Source organism: Amycolatopsis sp. NPDC051373, assembly GCF_040689465.1.
Lineage (GTDB): Bacteria > Actinomycetota > Actinomycetes > Mycobacteriales > Pseudonocardiaceae > Amycolatopsis.
In genome coordinates this window covers 148,143-165,012 of the sequence record NZ_JBFBAE010000011.1, presented here as the reverse complement: position 1 = coordinate 165,012, position 16,870 = coordinate 148,143, and the positions used below count along the sequence as shown (strand labels likewise).

The following is a 16,870-nucleotide window of genomic DNA, read 5'->3' as shown; positions in this document are numbered from 1 at the left end:
AATCACCTCGCCGGCAGCCGGGTCTCGATGCCGTCGAGGAGGAAGCCGAGGCCGAGGTCGAACTGCGCGTCGCGGGGCGGGCCGGCGGGGTTCGTGAGCCACGCGGTGAGCAGCGGCACGGCGGGGTCCGCGGCGCCGAGGTCGCGCACAGACGCCAGCGCCTCGGTGAAAGCTTCGCCGGTGGGTTGGTGGCGGGCTTCTTCGGCTTCCTGCACACCGCTGCCGAGGACGTGACGGTCGATCAGCGCGGCGTAGGTCATCGCGTCGGGCAGCGCGGCGCCGCGCGTGGTGAGGACGGCGAGCATGAACTCGAGGCGCCGCATGAGGTGCGGCCCGGCGGGTGGGCGGGTGTGGGCGAGCAGGGCGCACCACGGGTGGCGACTGAGCATGCCGCGCGTGTCGAGCGCGAGGGCGCGGAGGTCTTCACGCCAGTCGCCGCTCGGGGCGGCGGGCACGGGGACCTCGGCGACCACCGCGTCGAGCATGAGGTCGCTGAGGCCTTCGCGGCTGTGGACGTAGCGGTAGAGCGCCATCGACGTGTAGGGGCCGAGCCGGGCGGCCACGGACTTCATGGTGACCGCGGCGCCTTCGTCGGCCAGGGCGATCGCCGCGACGACGATCTCTTCCCGGCCGAGGGAGCGCTGGCGCGGCGGAGGCGGGGGCGATCCGGCCGCGCTGGTCGTCCTCGGCGGCTGCGGGTACGACGTGTTCTCAAGCGAACCCGGCAGTGAGCCGCGGCGGTTCTTCGACCACCTCGTGTCGGCGGGGCGCGAACATTTCGACGTGTTCAGTGCGCACCTCTACGGCGACCCGCAGACGGTGCCGTCCTCTGTGGACGCGGCTCGCGCGATGATGGCGGCCTACGGGGAGCCCAAGCCGATCGTGGCGGGTGAGCACGGCGGGCCGGTGCCGTTCGAGTTCCCGGAGCTGGAACCCGTGATGCAGCAGGCGTTCCTGAGTGCGTTCGCCGACGCGCCGGCCACTCAGAGCACAGACGAGCTGCAGGAACGCGCGGTGCGGGAGACGCCGGAGCGTGCCGCGATGCGATCGCTGTACGCGCGAATGGCCGAGCTGCCGCCGCGGCTGCGGATGTTCCTCGACGGCTGCCCGCCCGAGCTCGACGCGTTGCGCGACCGGATCGGCTGCCGCCAGCTCGTGGTGCGGACAGTACTGGCGCTCGCGGCGGGGATCCGACGCACGGCGTACTGGGACCTCGCGCCCGAGGTGCCGAGACCCGTCGACCCGCTGCAGATGATGCACCTGCTGTTCGGAAAACTGCCGCTGCTGGGCTACCGCGGCCGTTCGCTGGAGGTGCGGCGGCCGATGGCAGAGACGTTTTCGCTGGTCGCCGAGCGGTTCGCGGGGGTCGAGCGAGTGTCGCGAATGGACGCCGTGGTGCAAGCCTACGCCGTGGAGCGCGCCGGGCGTGGTCCGCTGGTGGTGGTGTGGGACCAGCGCGACCCGGTGGACGGGGAGCAGGAGCCGCCGGTCCCGGTGACGCTGCCGTGGACCGCACCCGAGGCGGTTGCCGTCGACGCCTTCGGTGCGCCCGTCTCCGTGCGTCTCGAGCGCGGCTCGGTGCGGCTGGACGTGTCGCTCACGCCGGTGTTCGTCAGGGGGCCGTGACGCGCGAACTACGATGCGCTGGTGGAACTGCGCCAGCTGCGGTACTTCGTCGCCGTCGCCGAGGAGATGAACTTCGGACGGGCCGCGGAACGGCTGCACATCGCCGGACCGTCGCTCTCCCAGCAGATCAAGGCGCTCGAGCGCGACCTGGGCGTGCGGCTGTTCGACCGGGACCGCCGTTCGGTGGCGCTGACCGCGATCGGCGAGTCGCTGCTGCCGGGCGCCCGCGCGCTGCTGCAGCAGGCGGACGACCTGCGCCGCCAAGCGGCCGGGCTGTCGGGCACCGAGGCCGTGCGGCTCGGCTGTGTGAACTGGCGCCCCGCCGACCTCGTCGAACGCACCGCGGGCGTCGCGCGCGTGCAGATCGACGCGTGGGTGCTGCCCTCGCACGCGCAGGCCGGGCGCGTCGCCGACGGCAGCATCGACCTGGCCATCTGCTGGGTGCAGACGCCCGACCTCGCCGACCAGGACCTCGCCGCCCGACTGATCGGCGCCGACCACCTCTACGCCGTGGCCACCGGCACCGACACCTCGCCCGTCGCGGCGAAGGACCTGGTGGTGCTGGTCGACTCCGACACGCTCAGCTGGTCGTCGTGGAACCTCTACGCCGGCCAGTTCGCCCGCGACACCGGCGCCACCGTCGTGGAGACCGACGACGGCGGAGTCACCGGCCCCGCGTTCTTCGAGCATGTCCGCCGTCTGCGCCGGCCCGTCGTCAACTCGCCGAAGGGCCAGACCACTCCCCTGCCGCCGGACCTGGTGCGCCGCCCCATCGTCTCCCCGACGCCGTGCTGGACCTGGTCGCTCGTCACCCGCCGCGACGACACCCGCGCTTCCGTACGCGCCGTCGTCGACGCTCTCACCGCGGACCTCGGCACCTTCGGCCTCGACGACTCCACCTGGCTGCCGGCCACCGACCCGTACTCCCGGCGCACCGCCGACCCCGTGTGAGCCGCGGCCTCCGACCTACGAGCGATCCGGTCGTGGCGCCGCGGGCCGGCGCGGCGCAGGATCTCCTTGTCGGAACGGCTTCCCGAGGAGACAGCCATGCAGGAGTTCCTGGTCCGCATCACCACCACCGTCCCCGACGGCACCGACCCGGCCGAGGTCGACCGCCGCCGCGCCGCCGAAGCCGTGCGCGCCCGCGAGCTCGCCGCCACCGGCCACCTCGGCCGCCTGTGGCGCCCGGTCGGCGAGCCGCGCAGCATCGGCCTCTGGCGCGCCGACACCGAAGCCGCCCTCCGCAGCGACGTCCTGGGCGAACTCCCGCTGCACGACTGGATGACGTTCGAGATCACGGCCCTCGAACCGCATCCGAACGACCGGGCCCGAAGGCCTGACCCCGGCCGCCGGCGCCCCGCCCCAACCACGCGCAGGCGGCGCGCCCAGCGACGAGTGCGGGAAGCTCCCGCCGCACGACCGGACCGGTTCCACCGCAACGGCGGTCGAGGACCTCGGCGCGGAGGCGGCGAGCGCGTCCGGCCGAAGCCCCGGCGGGGCCAGCTCCCCTGGGGGACCGCATCCACGCTGCGGAGACTTGCACCAACCTCAGCGGATCGGCTGCGTCCCGCCACGCGCGGGCGACTCGCACGATCCCGCGGAAGGTCCGGTCGGGTCAGTTCCCTCCCACAGCGCGCGAACGAGCCACGCTCAGCGCACTGCCTGCGCAGACTCCCTGCCGCGCGCCCAGCTCGGCGCGCTGGCCGGGCTCAACCTCAGCGCTGCGCGCAGCGTCCTGCGGACGCCCGGGTGGGAGCAGCTGCCTCGGCACCGCACCCAGAGCGCCTCGACGTCCGGCCTCAGCGGACCGGCTGCACCCCCGTTGCGAAGCGGGCCGAGGCGGCGAGCAAGGCGTCCAGTGCGGCGCGGATCCCGCTGTGTTCCTCCTCGCCCGCGCGGCAGATCGCGACGATCGTGCGCGACAACGCGGGCCGCGTGGTCAGGATGCGCACCCCGGCGGGCGGCGTGCCGCGGGCGAGGCGGGGCACGAGCGCGGCGCCCGCGTTGCCGGCGACGAGCGCCAGCTGCGTCGGATAACCGCCGACGGTGCAGCTGATCTTCGGCTCCAGCTGTTGCGCCCGGAGGACGTGGACGAGCCATTCGTAGCAGCCCGAGCCGGCGGTCCAGGCGATCCACGGCACGTCGTCGACCTCGGCGAGGTCGACGGTGCGGCGGTGCGCCAGGCGGTGAGTGCCGGGAAGGGCGAGGTCGGCGACATCGGAGAACAGCGTGGTGGCGGTGACCGTCGGCGGGAGCACGGTGGGGCGGTCCGCCCAGCTCTCGGCCACGGCGATGTCGAGGTCGCCCGCCACGACCTGGGGCAGGGTCTGCTCGGCCTCGCCCTCGCGCAGGGTCACCTCGAGGCGCGGGTGCTGGGCGGCGAGCGTCGCGAGGGCGGGCGGCAGGAGGGCGTGGATGGTCGTCGGGATGGCGCCGAGGCGCAGCGGGCCGAGCACGTCTTCGTTGAGCAGCTCCAGATCCGACCGCGCCTGCGCGACCTGGGCGAGAATCCGGCCGGCGTGCCCGGCGAGCACCTGGCCCGCGCGCGTGAGCCGCACGCCGCGGCCGCGGGGTTCGAGCAGTGCCTGGCCGGCCTCGCGTTCCAGCTTCGCGAGCTGCTGCGACACCCCGGACGGCGTGACGTGCAGCGCCGCGGCCGCCGCGGCCACCGAGCCGTGCTGGGCGACCGCGTGCAGGGCGCGCATCCGGTCGAGACTGAACACAGTAGTGATGCTACCGAATTCCGCTCAGGAACATTCGCTTGTCCTTGACAGTTGCGCACCGCAGGCTTGAGGGGTGACCACGACCGAGCTCCCGACCCCTCCCCCCGTGGCCGGGCCGATCACCGTTCTCACCGAACGGGTCGACCCGCGCCTGCTCGCGGCGGCCGGCAGCCTCTGCATCGCGTTGTCGTCGGTGTTCATCAAGGTGTCGGGCGCGAGCGGTTCCACGAGCTCGTTCTGGCGGTGCCTGCTCTCGATCCCCGTGCTGGCCGCGCTCGCCTTCTGGGAGTGGCGGCGGACGGGCGTGCGGCCGAAGATCCTGTTCCCGCTGCTGGGCGGCGTCGGTCTCGGCCTGGACTTCGTGCTGTGGGGCGAGTCGATTCCGCGCGTCGGCGCCGGGATCGCGACGGTGCTGCTCGGCGTGCAGGTCGTGATCGTGCCCCTGCTCGCGTTGCTGTTCCTCTCCGAGCGCCCCGGCCGCCGCTTCCTGCTGACGGCCCCGGCGCTGCTCGTCGGCATCGTGCTCAGCGGCGGGTTCCTCGGCAAGAGCGCCGTCGGCTCCGACCCGCTCAGTGGCGCGCTCCTCGCGCTGGCCGCGGGCGCCGGCTACTCCTGCTACCTGCTGCTCATCCGGCTCAGCAGCGGCCCTGCCACGCAGATCCGGTCGCTGCTGCTCGCGACGGTGTCGGCCGGCGTCGTCGCCGTCGCGCTCGGCGTGCCCACCCACCGGCTCGACTTCACGCCGGGGTGGCCCGCGTTCGGCTGGCTGGTGGCGCTCGCGCTCGTGGGCCAGGTCGTCGGCTGGCTGCTCATCGCCGCCGGGCTGCCGCGGATGACGTCCGCGACGGGCTCGGTCCTGATGCTGCTGCAGCCGATCGGCGCGGTCGTCTACGGCATCGTGCTGCTCGGCGAGGAGCCGACAGTGCTGCAGCTGGCCGGCTGCGCGGTCGTCGTGGCGGCGGTGTGTTTCGCCGGCCGCGCGCCGCGCGAGGTCAGCTCTCCGGGAACGCCAGCCCCACCGACGCGAGGATCGCGCCCACGAGCTCACGCGCCTCGTCGCGACGGAACTCGATGACGTCCGGCGTGCCCAGCAGCTCCTCCTCGAGCTGCTCGACCGGCCACGTCACGACGGTGCCGTGCCGCGCGAGCAGCAGCCCGAGGTCGCGGATCCGGTAGATGTCCCCGACGTCGAGCCACGCGTAGAGCAGCAGCTGCCACAGCCAGCGGCCGACGCGGTCCGGATCACGGACGCCGACCACGGTTTTCACGTCGAGCAGCGTCGCCGTGCCGTCGCCGATCCCGCCGGCCGGGTCGATCGCGCCCAGCAGCACGTCGCCGTCGGCCCAGCCGGGCACGATCGTGGGCCCGGCGATGCCGAGCTGGGCGCCGTCCAGCGGGTTTCCGCCCCTGCGGCGCAGCTCCCACAACGCGCCCCGGTCGTGCAGCCGCTTCGCGATTTCCGCCAGCTCCGAGACCTGGTCGCCGGTCGCCAGCCCGCGCAAGGCGTCGACGCTCGCCCCGCCGCCGTCGACGACCCGCGCCAGCCGCGGGTCGATCCCGCCCGAGCGGTAGACGTCCTCGCACGCCGAGAGCACGAAGTTCGTCCGCGCCAGGCCGGCCTCGACTCCCGGCGACCCGAGCGTGCCCGGGGGCGCGTACCGGTCCTGGTACGCCCGGGTGCGGTCGAAGAACTCCGCCCACGCCTCGGCGACTCCGGGCAGCGGCTCGGCCACCGCGCCGCCGAGCTGGTCGCCGAGGTCCAGCCACGTGGTCGCGGCGGGCCGCACGCCGAGCGCGCGGGCGCGGAACTCGGCCGGCAACCCGCGGTGCGTCGGGTACTCGGCGGCCTGCGCGTGCGCCCACGCCCCGGTGGCCCACTGCGCGCCGATGAGCCCGAGCAGCGCGTAATACGGCGGCGCCGGCTGCACGAGATCGGCCACGCGCTGCCCGAACGCGCCCCCGATCTCGGCCCAGTGGCGGCGCGGGACGTCGCGGGCGGCCGGACGGACCGGCCGCACGTCCTGCACCGCCGCCTCGACCTGGGCCGCCACGGCCGGGGTGCCGGTGAACACGCGGGCGCACCAGGACGTGAGAACGCTCGCCGGGTCGGCAAGCTCCGAAGTCAGCGACACGCGGTCATCCCGCGAGCGCCTGGCCTTCGCGGAAGAACGCGAGGAGGTCGTCGAGCTCCCGCACCGGGTGCGCGGCGCCGAACGGCGCGTTCCAGAACTCGCCCTCGCGCGGCTCGTGCGGGCCGACGTAGGCGTACGGCTCGGGCAGGTAGCCGTCGCCGGGCGAGACGCCGTAGTTGACCGCGCCGAGCGTGATCGCGACGTCGAAGTGTTCCGGCCACAGCACCGGGGTCTCGTCCGGCGCGAACTCGCGCAGAGCCCGGTCCCCGGCGGCGAAGGCGGACAGCAGGGTGGTCACCGCTTCGGCATCGAGCTCGATCGTCTCGTCGGCGCGGACGGACGGTCCGTCGGAGTAGACGTCGGCGAGGTCGCTCGGCTCCACGCCGATCGACGCCGCCACCTCGCGGTAGGTACGGCCGGGCAGCTCGACTGCCCCGGTCGGCGTACGCAGCCGGGTTCCTTCCACCGCCAGGTCGGGCTCGGTGATCGTTGCGAACCCCTCGCCCACCACCCGCAGCTCGATGCGCTCGGACGTGCGGAACTGTGGTCCGGCCAGCAGCAACTCGGCCACGCCGTGGAGGGAACGCCTGGTTGTCGTCAACGCCGTCATGCCCCGATCCTGCCCTTCGCCTGCGCGGCGGGCGAACCGGACACCCAGTACAGTCCCCGCGTGATCAAGAAGGCATCCCCCGCGGCCGTCGTACTCGCCGCGCTCCTCGGTCTCGTCGCCTGCACCAACCCCACCGGGAAGTCTTGGGCCATCAGCTACGAGGTCACCGGCAGCGGGACCGCGAGCGGGATCACCTACTCGCAGTCGGTCGACCGCTACCAGGACGACTCGACGCAGCACCAGCTCACCGGTCCGCTCGGGCTGCCGTGGAAGCAGGACGTGATCATCAGCGCGGGCCGCGACGCGTCGGTCACCGCCACGCCGACTGGCAACGTCACGCTGACGTGCCGGATCCTGCTGGACAAGCAGAAGGAGCTCGCGAAGGCGACTTCGCCCGCGCCCGGCAAGCCGGTGACGTGCAGCAAGACCACGGACGACTGAGCCGGCTTCCCCCGCCGCGCTGATCGGAGACGTCGGGACCGGTCCCGCCCGGATGTGGTGGTCTTGGCCGGTTCCTGCCGCCGTCCACCGGAGAGCGCCCCGCAGGGGTTTGTTCGGCGGACGTCCCCGAGAGGTGGTGCCCGCCGTGTCCGACCCGAATCCCTTCGAGCTGCCGGCTCAGCAGTATCCGTACGACGACGCAGACATCCGCCGCGCCGTCTCCTCGGCCCGGTGGGCGATGACCGCGCAGGCGACGCTCTACCTCGCGCTGTCGGTGTTCGTCTGGGTTCTCGTGACGAGCACCGCCGACACCGACGGCCTGGGCGGCGTCCTCGCGCTGGCCTCGCTCGACGCCGCGCTGGCCGTGGCGGTCGCGGTCTGCGCGGTACTCCTCGGTCGCCGCCGGCCCGCGGCGTGGTGGACGACGCTCGGCGTCGAGCTCGGCTTCGCGCTGATCCTCGTCGTCGGCGGCGTCATCACTCTGCTCTCGGACGCGGGCGGCAGCGCCGCGCCGGTCGGCATCTTCCTGTGGCTGCTCCTGGCGCAGGCCGTGCTGCGGCCGCTGCAGCGGCCCGAGGTTAAGGCGGCGTTCGGGCTGCGCGTCAAAGACGAAGAGTGGCGGCGAGCGGCGCGGCGAAAGCGGCGTTGACCCGCGCCGGAAACCGCGTCAGGACAAGAACTTGGCGACGGCCTCGGTGAAGACGGCCGGGTCGTCGATCCACGGGTAGTGGCCCGCGCCGTGCTGGGTCACGGTGTGCGCGTCCGGAAAGAGGGCCGCGATGGCGGCGGCGACGTCGGGTGGGGTGATCCAGTCGAGCTCGCCCGCGAGCACGAGCACCGGGGCCGTGACGGCAGCCAGCTCGGCTCGGGTGCGCGGCGGGTCGAAGGCGCCTTCGGAGTTGTAGCCGCGGGCGGCGCGGGCGTTGCGCTGGGCCGATTCGGTGGCGTGGTGGGCTTTCGCGGTGTCGTCCCAGCGGCCGTAGTACATCGGCGCGAGGGCAGCCCAGGCGGCGCTCGGGGCGCGGCCGGCGGCGATCTCTTCGTACGCCGCCGCGACGGCCGCTTGCCAGGGTTCCGCCGCCCGGCGGCCGATCGAGTGCCGGCGCTGGTCGGGAGTCTGTTCGAAGGCGACGGAACGGGCGCTCGGGGTGATCAGCGCGAGCCGGCCGACGCTCTGGGGCCGCGTGGCCGCGTACCGCATCGCCAGGCTCGCGCCCGCGGAGTGGCCGAGCAGGTCGAGGCTTTCGAGGCCGAGGTGCTCGCGCAGGGCCTCGACGTCGCCGACCTGGCGGTCGCAGCGGTAGGTGTCCGGATCTTCGGGCTCCGCGGACGCGCCCGTGCCGCGCAGGTCGAGCACCAGCAGGCTGCGGTGCGTGGCCAGTCCCCCGAGGTCGCCGAGGTACGCCGCGTCGCGCATCGGGCCGCCCGGCAGGCAGACGACGGGTGTGCCCGAACCGAGCACGCGGTAGGCGAGGGTGGTCCCGTCCGGCGCGGCGAAGGTCGGCATGCGCGGATCTTGGCACCGCCGGGTGACCGGCGGCAAATTCGGTGGTCGGACCGGGGTTCCCGCCGTAGCGTCCGCGTCGGCATCGAGCGCGAAGGAGCGGGACAGTGAGCACGATCCACCACGGGGAAGCCGACGAGCGGTTCGGAGCCGTCGCCGACGCGTTCGCGCGAAACTTCGCCGAGTTCCCCGAACTGGGCGCCGCGGTCACGGTGTTCGTGGGCGGTCGCAAGGTCGTGGAGCTTTGCGGCGGCGTCGCCGACGAGGCCACGGGGCGCGCGTGGGGACACGACACCGTGGTGCCGGTTTTCTCCTGCGCCAAGGCGATCGTGAGCCTGTGCGCACACTTGCTCGCGCAGGAGGGGAAGCTGGACCTCGACGCGCCGGTCAGCCGGTACTGGCCCGAGTTCGCGCCGGAGGGCAAAGAGGACATCACGCCGCGGATGGTCCTGGGGCACCGCGCGGGGCTGCCGGTGCTCGACAAGACCGTGCCATTCGAGGAGATCGCGCGATGGACGCCGGTGATCCGCGCGATCGAGGAGCAGAAACCGTTGTGGGAACCGGGAACCACGTACGCCTACCACGGCCACGTGTTCGGGTTCCTGCTCGGCGAGCTCGTGCGGCGGCTCACCGGGCTGACGCCGGGCGCGTACTTCCGTTCGGCGGCCGGCGAGCCGCTCGGGCTGCGCGCGTGGCTCGGCCTGCCGTCGACCGAGATGGCCGGGCGAGCCCGGCTGGCGGAAGCCGAGGGCCGCCCGCCCATGCCGCCGCCCGAGCACATCCTGACCCGGATCGTCACGATGAACGGCGCGCTCGTGTTCCCGGGCCTCGACGAACCCCACGGCTGGAACGACCCGGCGCTGCTGGGCATGGAACTGCCGGGCGCGGGGGCGACCGCGTCGGCGAGCGGGCTCGCCGGCCTGTACGCGGCCGCGGTGACCGGCCTCGACGGCAGCCCGCGGCTGCTGTCGCCGGACACCGTGACCGACGCCGTCCGCGAGGTCTCCTCCGGCCAGGACTGGTTCGGCTTCGACGCGGGCGCCCGCTGGGGCTCGGGCTTCCTGCTCGATTCGGCGTTCCGCCCGATGCTCGGAGCGCGCAGCTTCGGCAACGACGGCGCCGGCGGCCAGTTCTCCTTCGCCGACGACGAGCACGGCGTGGGTTTCGCCTACGTCGCCAACCGCATGGTCGGCCACGGCGACGCGCGGGCCACCAACCTCGTCACCGCGCTGCGCGAGTGCCTGGGCTGACTGGGCTGCGTCACTGAACGTCCACATCGGACACCACCGGCGGCCGGTGTGGCTTCGCTCAGCGCGAGGAAGCGCCGGTCGCGGCGGGGAGTATCAGCGAGGACGCAGCACAGCATGCGTCGCCGCGAGTATCGGGCACGCGCCGACCGAGACAGCCGCGTCGGCAACACGCTCACCGAAACGGCAACGAGCGAGCGGCGACCACGCCCAGCGCGAGAAACCGCCGGACTGAAGGGTCAGCGCGGGCCTGGCAGCGCGCCGGTCGCGGCGAGGAACATCAACGAGGACGCAGCACAGCATGCGTCGCCGCGAATATCAGGCACGCGCCGACCGAGACAGCCGCGTCGGCAACACGCTCACCGAAAGGGCAACGAGCGAGCGGCGACCACGCCCAGCGCGAGAAACCGCCAGCCCGAAGCGTCAGCGCGGGCCTGGCAGCGCGCCAGCCGCCGCGAGGAACATCAACGAGGACGCAGCACAGCATGCGTCGCCGCGAATATCGGGCACGCGCCGACCGAGACGAGCGAGCGGCGGCCACGCCCAGCGCGAGAAACCGCCGGCCTGAAGCGTCAGCGCGGGCCCGGCAGCGCGCCGGTCGCGGCGAATTCGAGGCGCTTGGCGACCGACACGGTCTGGTCTGCGAAGCGTTCGTAGAAGCGGGTGAGCAGCGTGGCCGCGACGGCGGTGCGCTGGCCGTGGGTCCACTGCGCGGAGGTGATCGTGGCGAGGACGCGGGCGTGGAGGGCGTCGACGGTTTCGTCGGAGCGGCTGAGCTCCGCGTAGCCGCCTTCGACGCCGCCGCCGCGGATGAACTGGGTGAGGCGGTCGGCCATGCGGGCGGTGACGTCACCCAGTTCGGCGAAGACCGGCTCCAGGTCGGCGGGCACGGTGCGCTCCGGGTGGCTGCGCCGGGCCGTGCTGGCGATGTGGGCGGCCAAGTCGCCCATCCGCTCGATCTTCTCGGCGCAGTACACCACCGCGAGGACGCCACGCAGGTCGCCGGCGACGGGGGCCTGCAGGGCGAGCAGCGAGTACGCCTCTTCCTCGCACTCGGCGCGCTGGCCGTCGAGTGCGGCGTCGGCGCCGATGACCTGCTCGGCGAGCGCGAGATCCGCGGTCAGCAACGCGCGGGTCGCGGACCTCATCGCCGCGGCCGCGGCATCACCCATCCCGGCGAGCCGTTCGTCGAGCCGGTCGAGGTCGTCCTTGAAGCCTTCGCGCATGAATCGCGACTCTACCGAGGTCCGGCCGGCCTCGCCGCGTCGGCCAGTTCCTCGACGTGCTCGAGGTCCACGAGGTCAGACGGATGACCGCCCTCGTGCCCACCGGGTACGCGGCACACCGCGCCGTTTTCGGCGAGCGCGCCGCACTCCGCGCGGGCCTCCAGCACGCGCCGGCCCGGCCACCAGCGCAACCACCACCTCGGGCCGCCCGGCCCGTCACCGCGGACGCCCGCGACGTGCTCATGGCCGTGTCCTGCTTCGAGCTCGCAGTACAACGACGAGGACGCCCCGCGGACCGCAACGCTCCGCAGGACCGATCGTTCCCGCCCGGACAGCTCCAGTGGCTCCAGGCACAGCGCGCGATCCGCCATGACCGTAGAGCGTAGGCGCATTCGCCCGCGCCCACTTCCCTCCCCTGGTCCACCGGCGCGTCGTGCCTGGTCACAGACCGGGAAACCCTTGCGGTGAACCGGATTCCGCCGGGGTCCGTGATGGGCGGTGAGCCGGGCGGACGATCCGGCACCTCGAGAAAGGGTTCGTGTCCCATGCGCGTCACCACCGTGGCCACTGTCGTCTCCTTCGCCGCGCTCGCCGTGTCCCTCACCGCGTGCAGCGGCTCGACGGGTGGCGCGGCCTCGCCCGACCCGCTCGTCGCCCGCAACGCCACGGCGTCGGCCACCGCGCCCGTCACGGTTCCGGCCACCACCCAAGCCACCACCCGCGCCCCTTCGACGTCCGCGAAACCGCCTGTCCAGAAGGCCACCGCGGCCGAGACGTTCCACGCGGAGCTCACTCTGCAGCCGGACCAGAACGTCGCCCTCCTGACGCTCGAGAACCGCGGCAAGACCACCGTGACGCTCAAGGGCTGGCCGAAGCTGCGGTTCCTCGGCGCCGACGGCTCGCCCCTCGACTTCCCGATCCACGACGTCGAGATCCCGGGCGCGGCCATCCCCGTCACCCTCAAGCCCGGCACGACCGCGTTCGCCGGCGTGAAGTGGACGCTCGGTGACAAGGCCGACTCCGACGCGTTCGTGGCCAGCAACTTCGAGGCGACCCCGCCCGGCGCCACGGGAACCACGAACATCGACCTCATCGGCCTCGACGGTCAACCCGTTCAGGTGCCCCAGTTCCCGATCAAGTCGGTGGAGGTCGGCACGCTGCAGCCCGCCGCGCAGGGCGTGCTCGTCTTCTGAGTCCGCAAAGGACCTCAGCTGGGCGGCGCGACCAAGAGTTCCAGTGCCGTGCCCACCGACGCCAGCGAAGCGTCGTCGTGCGAAGCCAGCGCGACGACAAAAGCCCCTTGCAGCAACGCGAGCACGGCGTCGGCGAGCAGCTCGGCCGGCTGGTCCGCCCGCACGTCACCGCGCCGCTGCCCTTGGCGCAGCAGCTCGGCGATCCGTCCTTTCCAGACAGCCAGGTCCTCGGCCAGCTGTGCGCGGAACGCTTCGTGTTCCGCGCACAGCTCCGTGGCGAGCTTGCCCGCCAGGCAGGCGTCCTGGTGCCCGGAGGCGATGAACCGGTCGGCCATCGCGCGGAAATACCCCGAAAGCACAGCGGGTGTGGTCAGGTCCGCGCGGCCGCTCCACTCGCCGAGCTGGTCGAGTTGGAACTGCACGTATCGCGCGAGCACCTGCTTGGCGAAGCCTTCCTTGGAGCCGAAGTGGTGGTAGAACGAGCCCTTCGGCACGCCGGCGCCCTCGAGGATCGCGTCGATCGTGGTGCCGTGGAAGCCGTGGACGTAGAGCCGGCGCATGCCCTCGCGCAGCAGCTTCTCCCGGTGCGGGATCGTCGTCGACGCAGTCATCTGCACCTTTCCGCATCGGCCGGACTCGGGCCACGCGGAGCGTAGCGCCGGGCGCCGGGCCGGTCCAGCCGGCGCCGGAGGACTACGCGTGCAGCCCCGCGACCAGCAGTGAGACCAGGCGGCGCGCGTCGTAGCGGTCGTCGTTCTCCGCGCCGATGCAGAGGTTGCCGACACCGCGCATCAGCTCGTAGGCCTCGACGTCGGCGCGGATCTCCCCGGCCCCGGCCGCCGCGGTGAGCAGCTGCGCGCACACCGGCATCAGGCGATCGAGGAACAAGGAGTGCAACGCCTCGAACCCGGCCTCGTCCGACTGCATCGCACTGGCCAGCCCGTGCTTGGTGACGAGGAAGTCGACGAACAGCTCGATCCAGCGCCCCAGCGCGGCGTGCGGCGTCGGGCCTGCCGCGAGCAACTCCGGCCCGGCCTCCGCGCACGCCTCGATCTGGTGCCGGTACACGGCGACGATCAGCTCCGCCCGCGTCGGGAAGTGGCGGTAGATCGTGCCCATCCCGACCCCGGCTTTCGCCGCGATGTCGCGCACCGGCGCGTCGACCCCCGACGCGACGAACACCGCGGCCGCCGCGGCCAGCAGCGACTCCTCGTTGCGCCGCGCGTCCGCCCGCTTCGTCCGCGCGACGGGCTCCTCGTTCACCACAGCTCTCCTCACCGGCCTGAACGGAACAGTGTTCCGCCTGTCCATGATGCCACGGTGGCCCGGCTCAGACCGTGACCGTGCCACCTTCGCGCCGGGTCTCGTACTCGACGATCGCGAGCTCGCCGGCCAGGCGGATGTGCTCTTCGCAGGCGCGCCGGGCCTCGGCCGGGTCGCGGTGCACCGCGGCGGCCGTGACGATCGCCCGCACCTCGCGCAGCGACAGCTCCGCCCGCCGGTCGTCAACGAAGGCGAAGTGCCGGAAGATGCTGATCCGCGAATGGATCCCGCGCAGCTGGTCCGCGAGCACCGGGTTGTGCGCGCCGAGCAGCAGCAGCCGGTAGAACTCGTCCTTCTCCCGGCCGCGCGTGGTCACGTCGCCCGCGAGGAACGTCGACTCCATGTGGTCCAGCTGGGCCACCAGCGCCTCGGCGTCGGACTCCGACGCGCGCTGCGCGAACTTCTCCCCCGCGAGCCCCTCCAGATTCTGGCGGACCTCGTAGAGTGCTTCGATGTCCTCCGGAGTCAGGACCGTGACGATGGGCCCGCGGTTGGGCCGCATCGTGATCAGGCTTTCGGTCTCCAGCTGGCGCAGCGCCTCGCGCACGACCGTGCGGGAGACGTCGTACGCCTCGCAGAGGGCGGTCTCGACGAGCCGTTCCCCCGGTTTGCGCACCCCGTCCAGGATCTCGCCCCGCAGCTGCCGGACGACCTGCTGGCGCAGCGGAGCGGCGTGCCGCTCGAGGCTCATGAGCAGCCGACCTCATTCCATCCCTGGGAGTGACACCCCGGTCTCGGAACGGTCACCTTTGTGTTCATGCCCGCCCCCTCGTATGATTGTGTGATCGTATTACGCTCCCGTCCCTAAGCCTACCGCCGGAGTCCGACCGTGGCCCATGACGACGAAGTCAGCCGCATCCAGAAGGCGAAGGACGACTTCCTCGCCACGGCGGCACCCGAACGCTGGCACAACGTCGAGCTCATGAGCTCCTGGCAGCGTTCGCAGCTGGCCATCGGCACGCCGGAGAACGTCATCGACGTGCCCCACGTGCGGGAGGACCTGCTCGACGCGCACCTGCTCGACATGTTCCAGGCGCCGCTCGCGCGGTTCTCCGAGAGCCTCGACGGGACCGGTCTCGCGGTGCTGCTCGCCGACTCCAGCGGCCGGATCCTGCAGCGCTGGTGCCACGACACCACGGCGGCCGCGCACCTCGACCGCATCGGCACCTCGCGCGGCGCTGTGCTCGCCGAGAACGCGGTGGGTACGAACGGCGTGGGCACGGTGGCCGTCACCGGCAAGAGCGTGCAGATCCGCGGGGTCGAGCACTTCGCCGATCTCTACCGCAACGCCGTGTGCACCGGCGCGCCTGTGCTGCACCCGGCCACGGGAAAGCTCCTCGCGGTCGTCACGGTCTCGTGCGACGTCCGCCCGGGCACCGACTTCCTGCGGCCGCTGCTGCGATCGGTGACCACGCAACTCGAACAGCACGTGCTCGACGTCGAGCAGCCCTCGGCCCGGCACACGTTCAACGCGTTCCTCAGCGCCACGCGCACGCAGACCGCGCCCGTGCTCGCGTTCGGCCCGGAAGGGCTCCTGATCCAGAACCCGCAGTCGGGCAGTCTGTCCACTGAGGACATCGGGCTGATCCGCGAGCTGTGCGAGGACGGGATGCGCGACGGCAAGCACTCCGTGCCCCTTTCGCGTGGCACGGCCACGATCTCCGTGACCAACCTCGACCCCGGCAACCGGATCGTGGTGCTGCTCCCCCGCGAGGCGGGCACGCCGGTCGCCCGGCAGGCACCGGCGCCGGAGCGTCCGCGGCGCGACGAGCTCGCCGGGCACTCCGCGGACTGGCTGCGGACCGCGCGCGAGGTGGCCGCGCACCGCGAGGCCGGCACCCCGCTGATCGTCGCGGGCGAGCCCGGGGCGGGGAAGACTTCGCTCGCGCTCGGCACCCCGTTCCGCCCCGAGTCGCACGCGCGCGGCGGCCGGATCGCCGACGCCGCCGAGGCGCACGTCTGCGGCGCGTCGCCGTGGCTGCAGCAGGTGGCGAGCCGCCTGGCGGAAGCGGGCCCGCTGGTCGTCCGGGGCGTCGAGACGCTCGACGCGAAGGTCCTGGCGGGCCTGCGGTCGGTGGTGGAGTCGACGCCCGCGCGCGGGCCGGTGGTGCTCACGCTGACCGCGGCCGACGAGGCCGAAGCCGAGGCGTTCGCGCTCAAGCTCGGCATCGCGCACCTGTGGGTGCCGCCGCTTCGCGAGCGCCCGCAGGACATTTCCGTGCTGTGGCACGCCTTCGCGCTCGCGGCCGCGCCCGGCACGGGGCTCGTACCGAGCCGCGAGACCCTCGAGCTGCTGCGCGCCTACCCCTGGCCCGGCAACGTCCGCGAGCTGAAGTCCGTGTTCACCCAGGCCGTCAAGAGCCGCGGCAAGGGCCCGGTCGAGCCGGCCGACCTGCCGCGGGCGCTGCAGAAGGCGCAGGCGCTCACGATGATCGAGCGGATGGAGCTCGAGGCGATCCAGCGCGCACTGCAGGAGGCGGGCGGCAACCGCGGCAAGGCCGCCGAGATCCTCGGCATCTCGCGCGCCACGGTGTACCGCAAGATGAAGGCCTACCGGCTCACGGCGTGACCGGGGCCCGCCGCGAGCCGGCAGGCCCCGGTATCCCATTTCAGACCGCCGCGGGCAGCGCCGGATCCGACCGGAGCGGCCGCCGGACGAGCACCGGCTCACGCACCACCACCCGCACCATCAGCACCACTGTCTGCACGATCAACCGCGCCCCACGACCTGGGCCAGCCCACAACCCACCCACCACCATCACATCACCGCCGGTAGCACCGGATCCGGCCCACACAACCGCCGCACGAGCACCGGCACCGGCTCGCGCACCACCACCCGCACCAT

General features: G+C 73.1%; 18 protein-coding genes and 1 pseudogene. 9 read left to right on the top strand and 10 right to left on the bottom strand.

The genetic code is table 11. The annotated features are described in order from the left end of the window. Positions 1 to 2 precede the first annotated feature (2 nt). Positions 3 to 572, bottom strand: a complete 570-nt coding sequence (locus AB0383_RS22090) for a TetR/AcrR family transcriptional regulator C-terminal domain-containing protein (protein ID WP_364170983.1) — start codon at positions 570 to 572, stop codon at positions 3 to 5. Between the two features lies 1 nt (position 573). On the opposite strand from AB0383_RS22090, the gene AB0383_RS22085 reads away from it, so the two are divergent. The 3 genes and pseudogenes from AB0383_RS22085 to AB0383_RS22075 form a co-directional block, all read left to right on the top strand. Next, a complete protein-coding gene (locus AB0383_RS22085; protein ID WP_366188393.1) occupies positions 574 to 1,626 on the top strand; it encodes a hypothetical protein in 1,053 nt (350 codons plus the stop codon). A gap of 21 nt (positions 1,627 to 1,647) precedes the next feature. Further along, positions 1,648 to 2,577, top strand: a complete 930-nt coding sequence (locus AB0383_RS22080; protein WP_364170987.1) for a LysR family transcriptional regulator — start codon at positions 1,648 to 1,650, stop codon at positions 2,575 to 2,577. A gap of 96 nt (positions 2,578 to 2,673) precedes the next feature. Continuing rightward, positions 2,674 to 2,889: pseudogene (locus AB0383_RS22075) on the top strand (muconolactone Delta-isomerase family protein); the annotation flags it as partial. A gap of 536 nt (positions 2,890 to 3,425) precedes the next feature. Here the strand turns inward: AB0383_RS22075 and AB0383_RS22070 are convergent. Then, the gene (locus AB0383_RS22070; protein WP_364170989.1) at positions 3,426 to 4,349 is read right to left on the bottom strand and encodes a LysR family transcriptional regulator; all 924 of its coding nucleotides are present in this window, start codon (positions 4,347 to 4,349) and stop codon (positions 3,426 to 3,428) included. A gap of 73 nt (positions 4,350 to 4,422) precedes the next feature. On the opposite strand from AB0383_RS22070, the gene AB0383_RS22065 reads away from it, so the two are divergent. Further along, positions 4,423 to 5,424, top strand: a complete 1,002-nt coding sequence (locus AB0383_RS22065; protein WP_364170991.1) for a DMT family transporter — start codon at positions 4,423 to 4,425, stop codon at positions 5,422 to 5,424. Here the strand turns inward: AB0383_RS22065 and AB0383_RS22060 are convergent. Together AB0383_RS22060 and AB0383_RS22055 are read right to left on the bottom strand one after the other, a co-directional pair. Continuing rightward, positions 5,342 to 6,481 (bottom strand): hypothetical protein, encoded by a 1,140-nt coding sequence (locus AB0383_RS22060; RefSeq protein WP_364170993.1) that lies wholly within the window; start codon positions 6,479 to 6,481, stop codon positions 5,342 to 5,344. The genes AB0383_RS22065 and AB0383_RS22060 overlap by 83 nt on opposite strands. A 4-nt stretch (positions 6,482 to 6,485) precedes the next feature. Then, complete coding sequence (locus tag AB0383_RS22055) at positions 6,486 to 7,052, bottom strand: hypothetical protein (RefSeq protein WP_366188392.1); 567 nt, start codon at positions 7,050 to 7,052, stop codon at positions 6,486 to 6,488. Between the two features lie 99 nt (positions 7,053 to 7,151). On the opposite strand from AB0383_RS22055, the gene AB0383_RS22050 reads away from it, so the two are divergent. After that, positions 7,152 to 7,532 carry a hypothetical protein gene (locus AB0383_RS22050; protein ID WP_366188391.1) on the top strand — a complete coding sequence of 127 codons (381 nt, stop codon included), beginning with the start codon at positions 7,152 to 7,154 and terminating at the stop codon, positions 7,530 to 7,532. A 145-nt stretch (positions 7,533 to 7,677) separates the two neighbouring features. Continuing rightward, complete coding sequence (locus AB0383_RS22045; RefSeq protein ID WP_364170998.1) at positions 7,678 to 8,181, top strand: hypothetical protein; 504 nt, start codon at positions 7,678 to 7,680, stop codon at positions 8,179 to 8,181. Positions 8,182 to 8,199: 18 nt separating this feature from the next. Here AB0383_RS22045 and AB0383_RS22040 read toward each other — a convergent pair whose 3' ends face one another. Continuing rightward, on the bottom strand, positions 8,200 to 9,039 hold the full coding sequence (locus AB0383_RS22040; RefSeq protein WP_364171000.1) for an alpha/beta hydrolase: 840 nt from the start codon (positions 9,037 to 9,039) through the stop codon (positions 8,200 to 8,202). Between the two features lie 104 nt (positions 9,040 to 9,143). Between AB0383_RS22040 and AB0383_RS22035 the strand changes: the two genes are divergently transcribed. After that, positions 9,144 to 10,286 (top strand): serine hydrolase domain-containing protein, encoded by a 1,143-nt coding sequence (locus AB0383_RS22035; RefSeq protein WP_366188390.1) that lies wholly within the window; start codon positions 9,144 to 9,146, stop codon positions 10,284 to 10,286. Between the two features lie 569 nt (positions 10,287 to 10,855). Here the strand turns inward: AB0383_RS22035 and AB0383_RS22030 are convergent. Next, entirely contained in the window at positions 10,856 to 11,509 is a 654-nt protein-coding gene (locus AB0383_RS22030; RefSeq protein ID WP_364171004.1) for a phosphate uptake regulator PhoU, read from the bottom strand. A gap of 11 nt (positions 11,510 to 11,520) precedes the next feature. Then, entirely contained in the window at positions 11,521 to 11,880 is a 360-nt protein-coding gene (locus AB0383_RS22025) for a hypothetical protein (RefSeq protein ID WP_364171006.1), read from the bottom strand. Between the two features lie 174 nt (positions 11,881 to 12,054). On the opposite strand from AB0383_RS22025, the gene AB0383_RS22020 reads away from it, so the two are divergent. After that, complete coding sequence (locus tag AB0383_RS22020; protein ID WP_364171008.1) at positions 12,055 to 12,702, top strand: DUF4232 domain-containing protein; 648 nt, start codon at positions 12,055 to 12,057, stop codon at positions 12,700 to 12,702. A 14-nt stretch (positions 12,703 to 12,716) separates the two neighbouring features. On the opposite strand, the gene AB0383_RS22015 is transcribed toward AB0383_RS22020, so the two are convergent. The 3 genes from AB0383_RS22015 to AB0383_RS22005 form a co-directional block, all read right to left on the bottom strand. Further along, positions 12,717 to 13,313 carry a TetR/AcrR family transcriptional regulator gene (locus AB0383_RS22015; RefSeq protein WP_364171010.1) on the bottom strand — a complete coding sequence of 199 codons (597 nt, stop codon included), beginning with the start codon at positions 13,311 to 13,313 and terminating at the stop codon, positions 12,717 to 12,719. A gap of 82 nt (positions 13,314 to 13,395) precedes the next feature. Then, complete coding sequence (locus tag AB0383_RS22010; protein ID WP_364171012.1) at positions 13,396 to 13,965, bottom strand: helix-turn-helix domain-containing protein; 570 nt, start codon at positions 13,963 to 13,965, stop codon at positions 13,396 to 13,398. A 67-nt stretch (positions 13,966 to 14,032) separates the two neighbouring features. Next, positions 14,033 to 14,716 (bottom strand): GntR family transcriptional regulator, encoded by a 684-nt coding sequence (locus AB0383_RS22005; protein WP_364171014.1) that lies wholly within the window; start codon positions 14,714 to 14,716, stop codon positions 14,033 to 14,035. Positions 14,717 to 14,854: 138 nt separating this feature from the next. On the opposite strand from AB0383_RS22005, the gene AB0383_RS22000 reads away from it, so the two are divergent. Beyond that, a complete protein-coding gene (locus tag AB0383_RS22000; RefSeq protein ID WP_364171016.1) occupies positions 14,855 to 16,594 on the top strand; it encodes a helix-turn-helix domain-containing protein in 1,740 nt (579 codons plus the stop codon). The last annotated feature ends 276 nt before the right edge of the window (positions 16,595 to 16,870 follow it).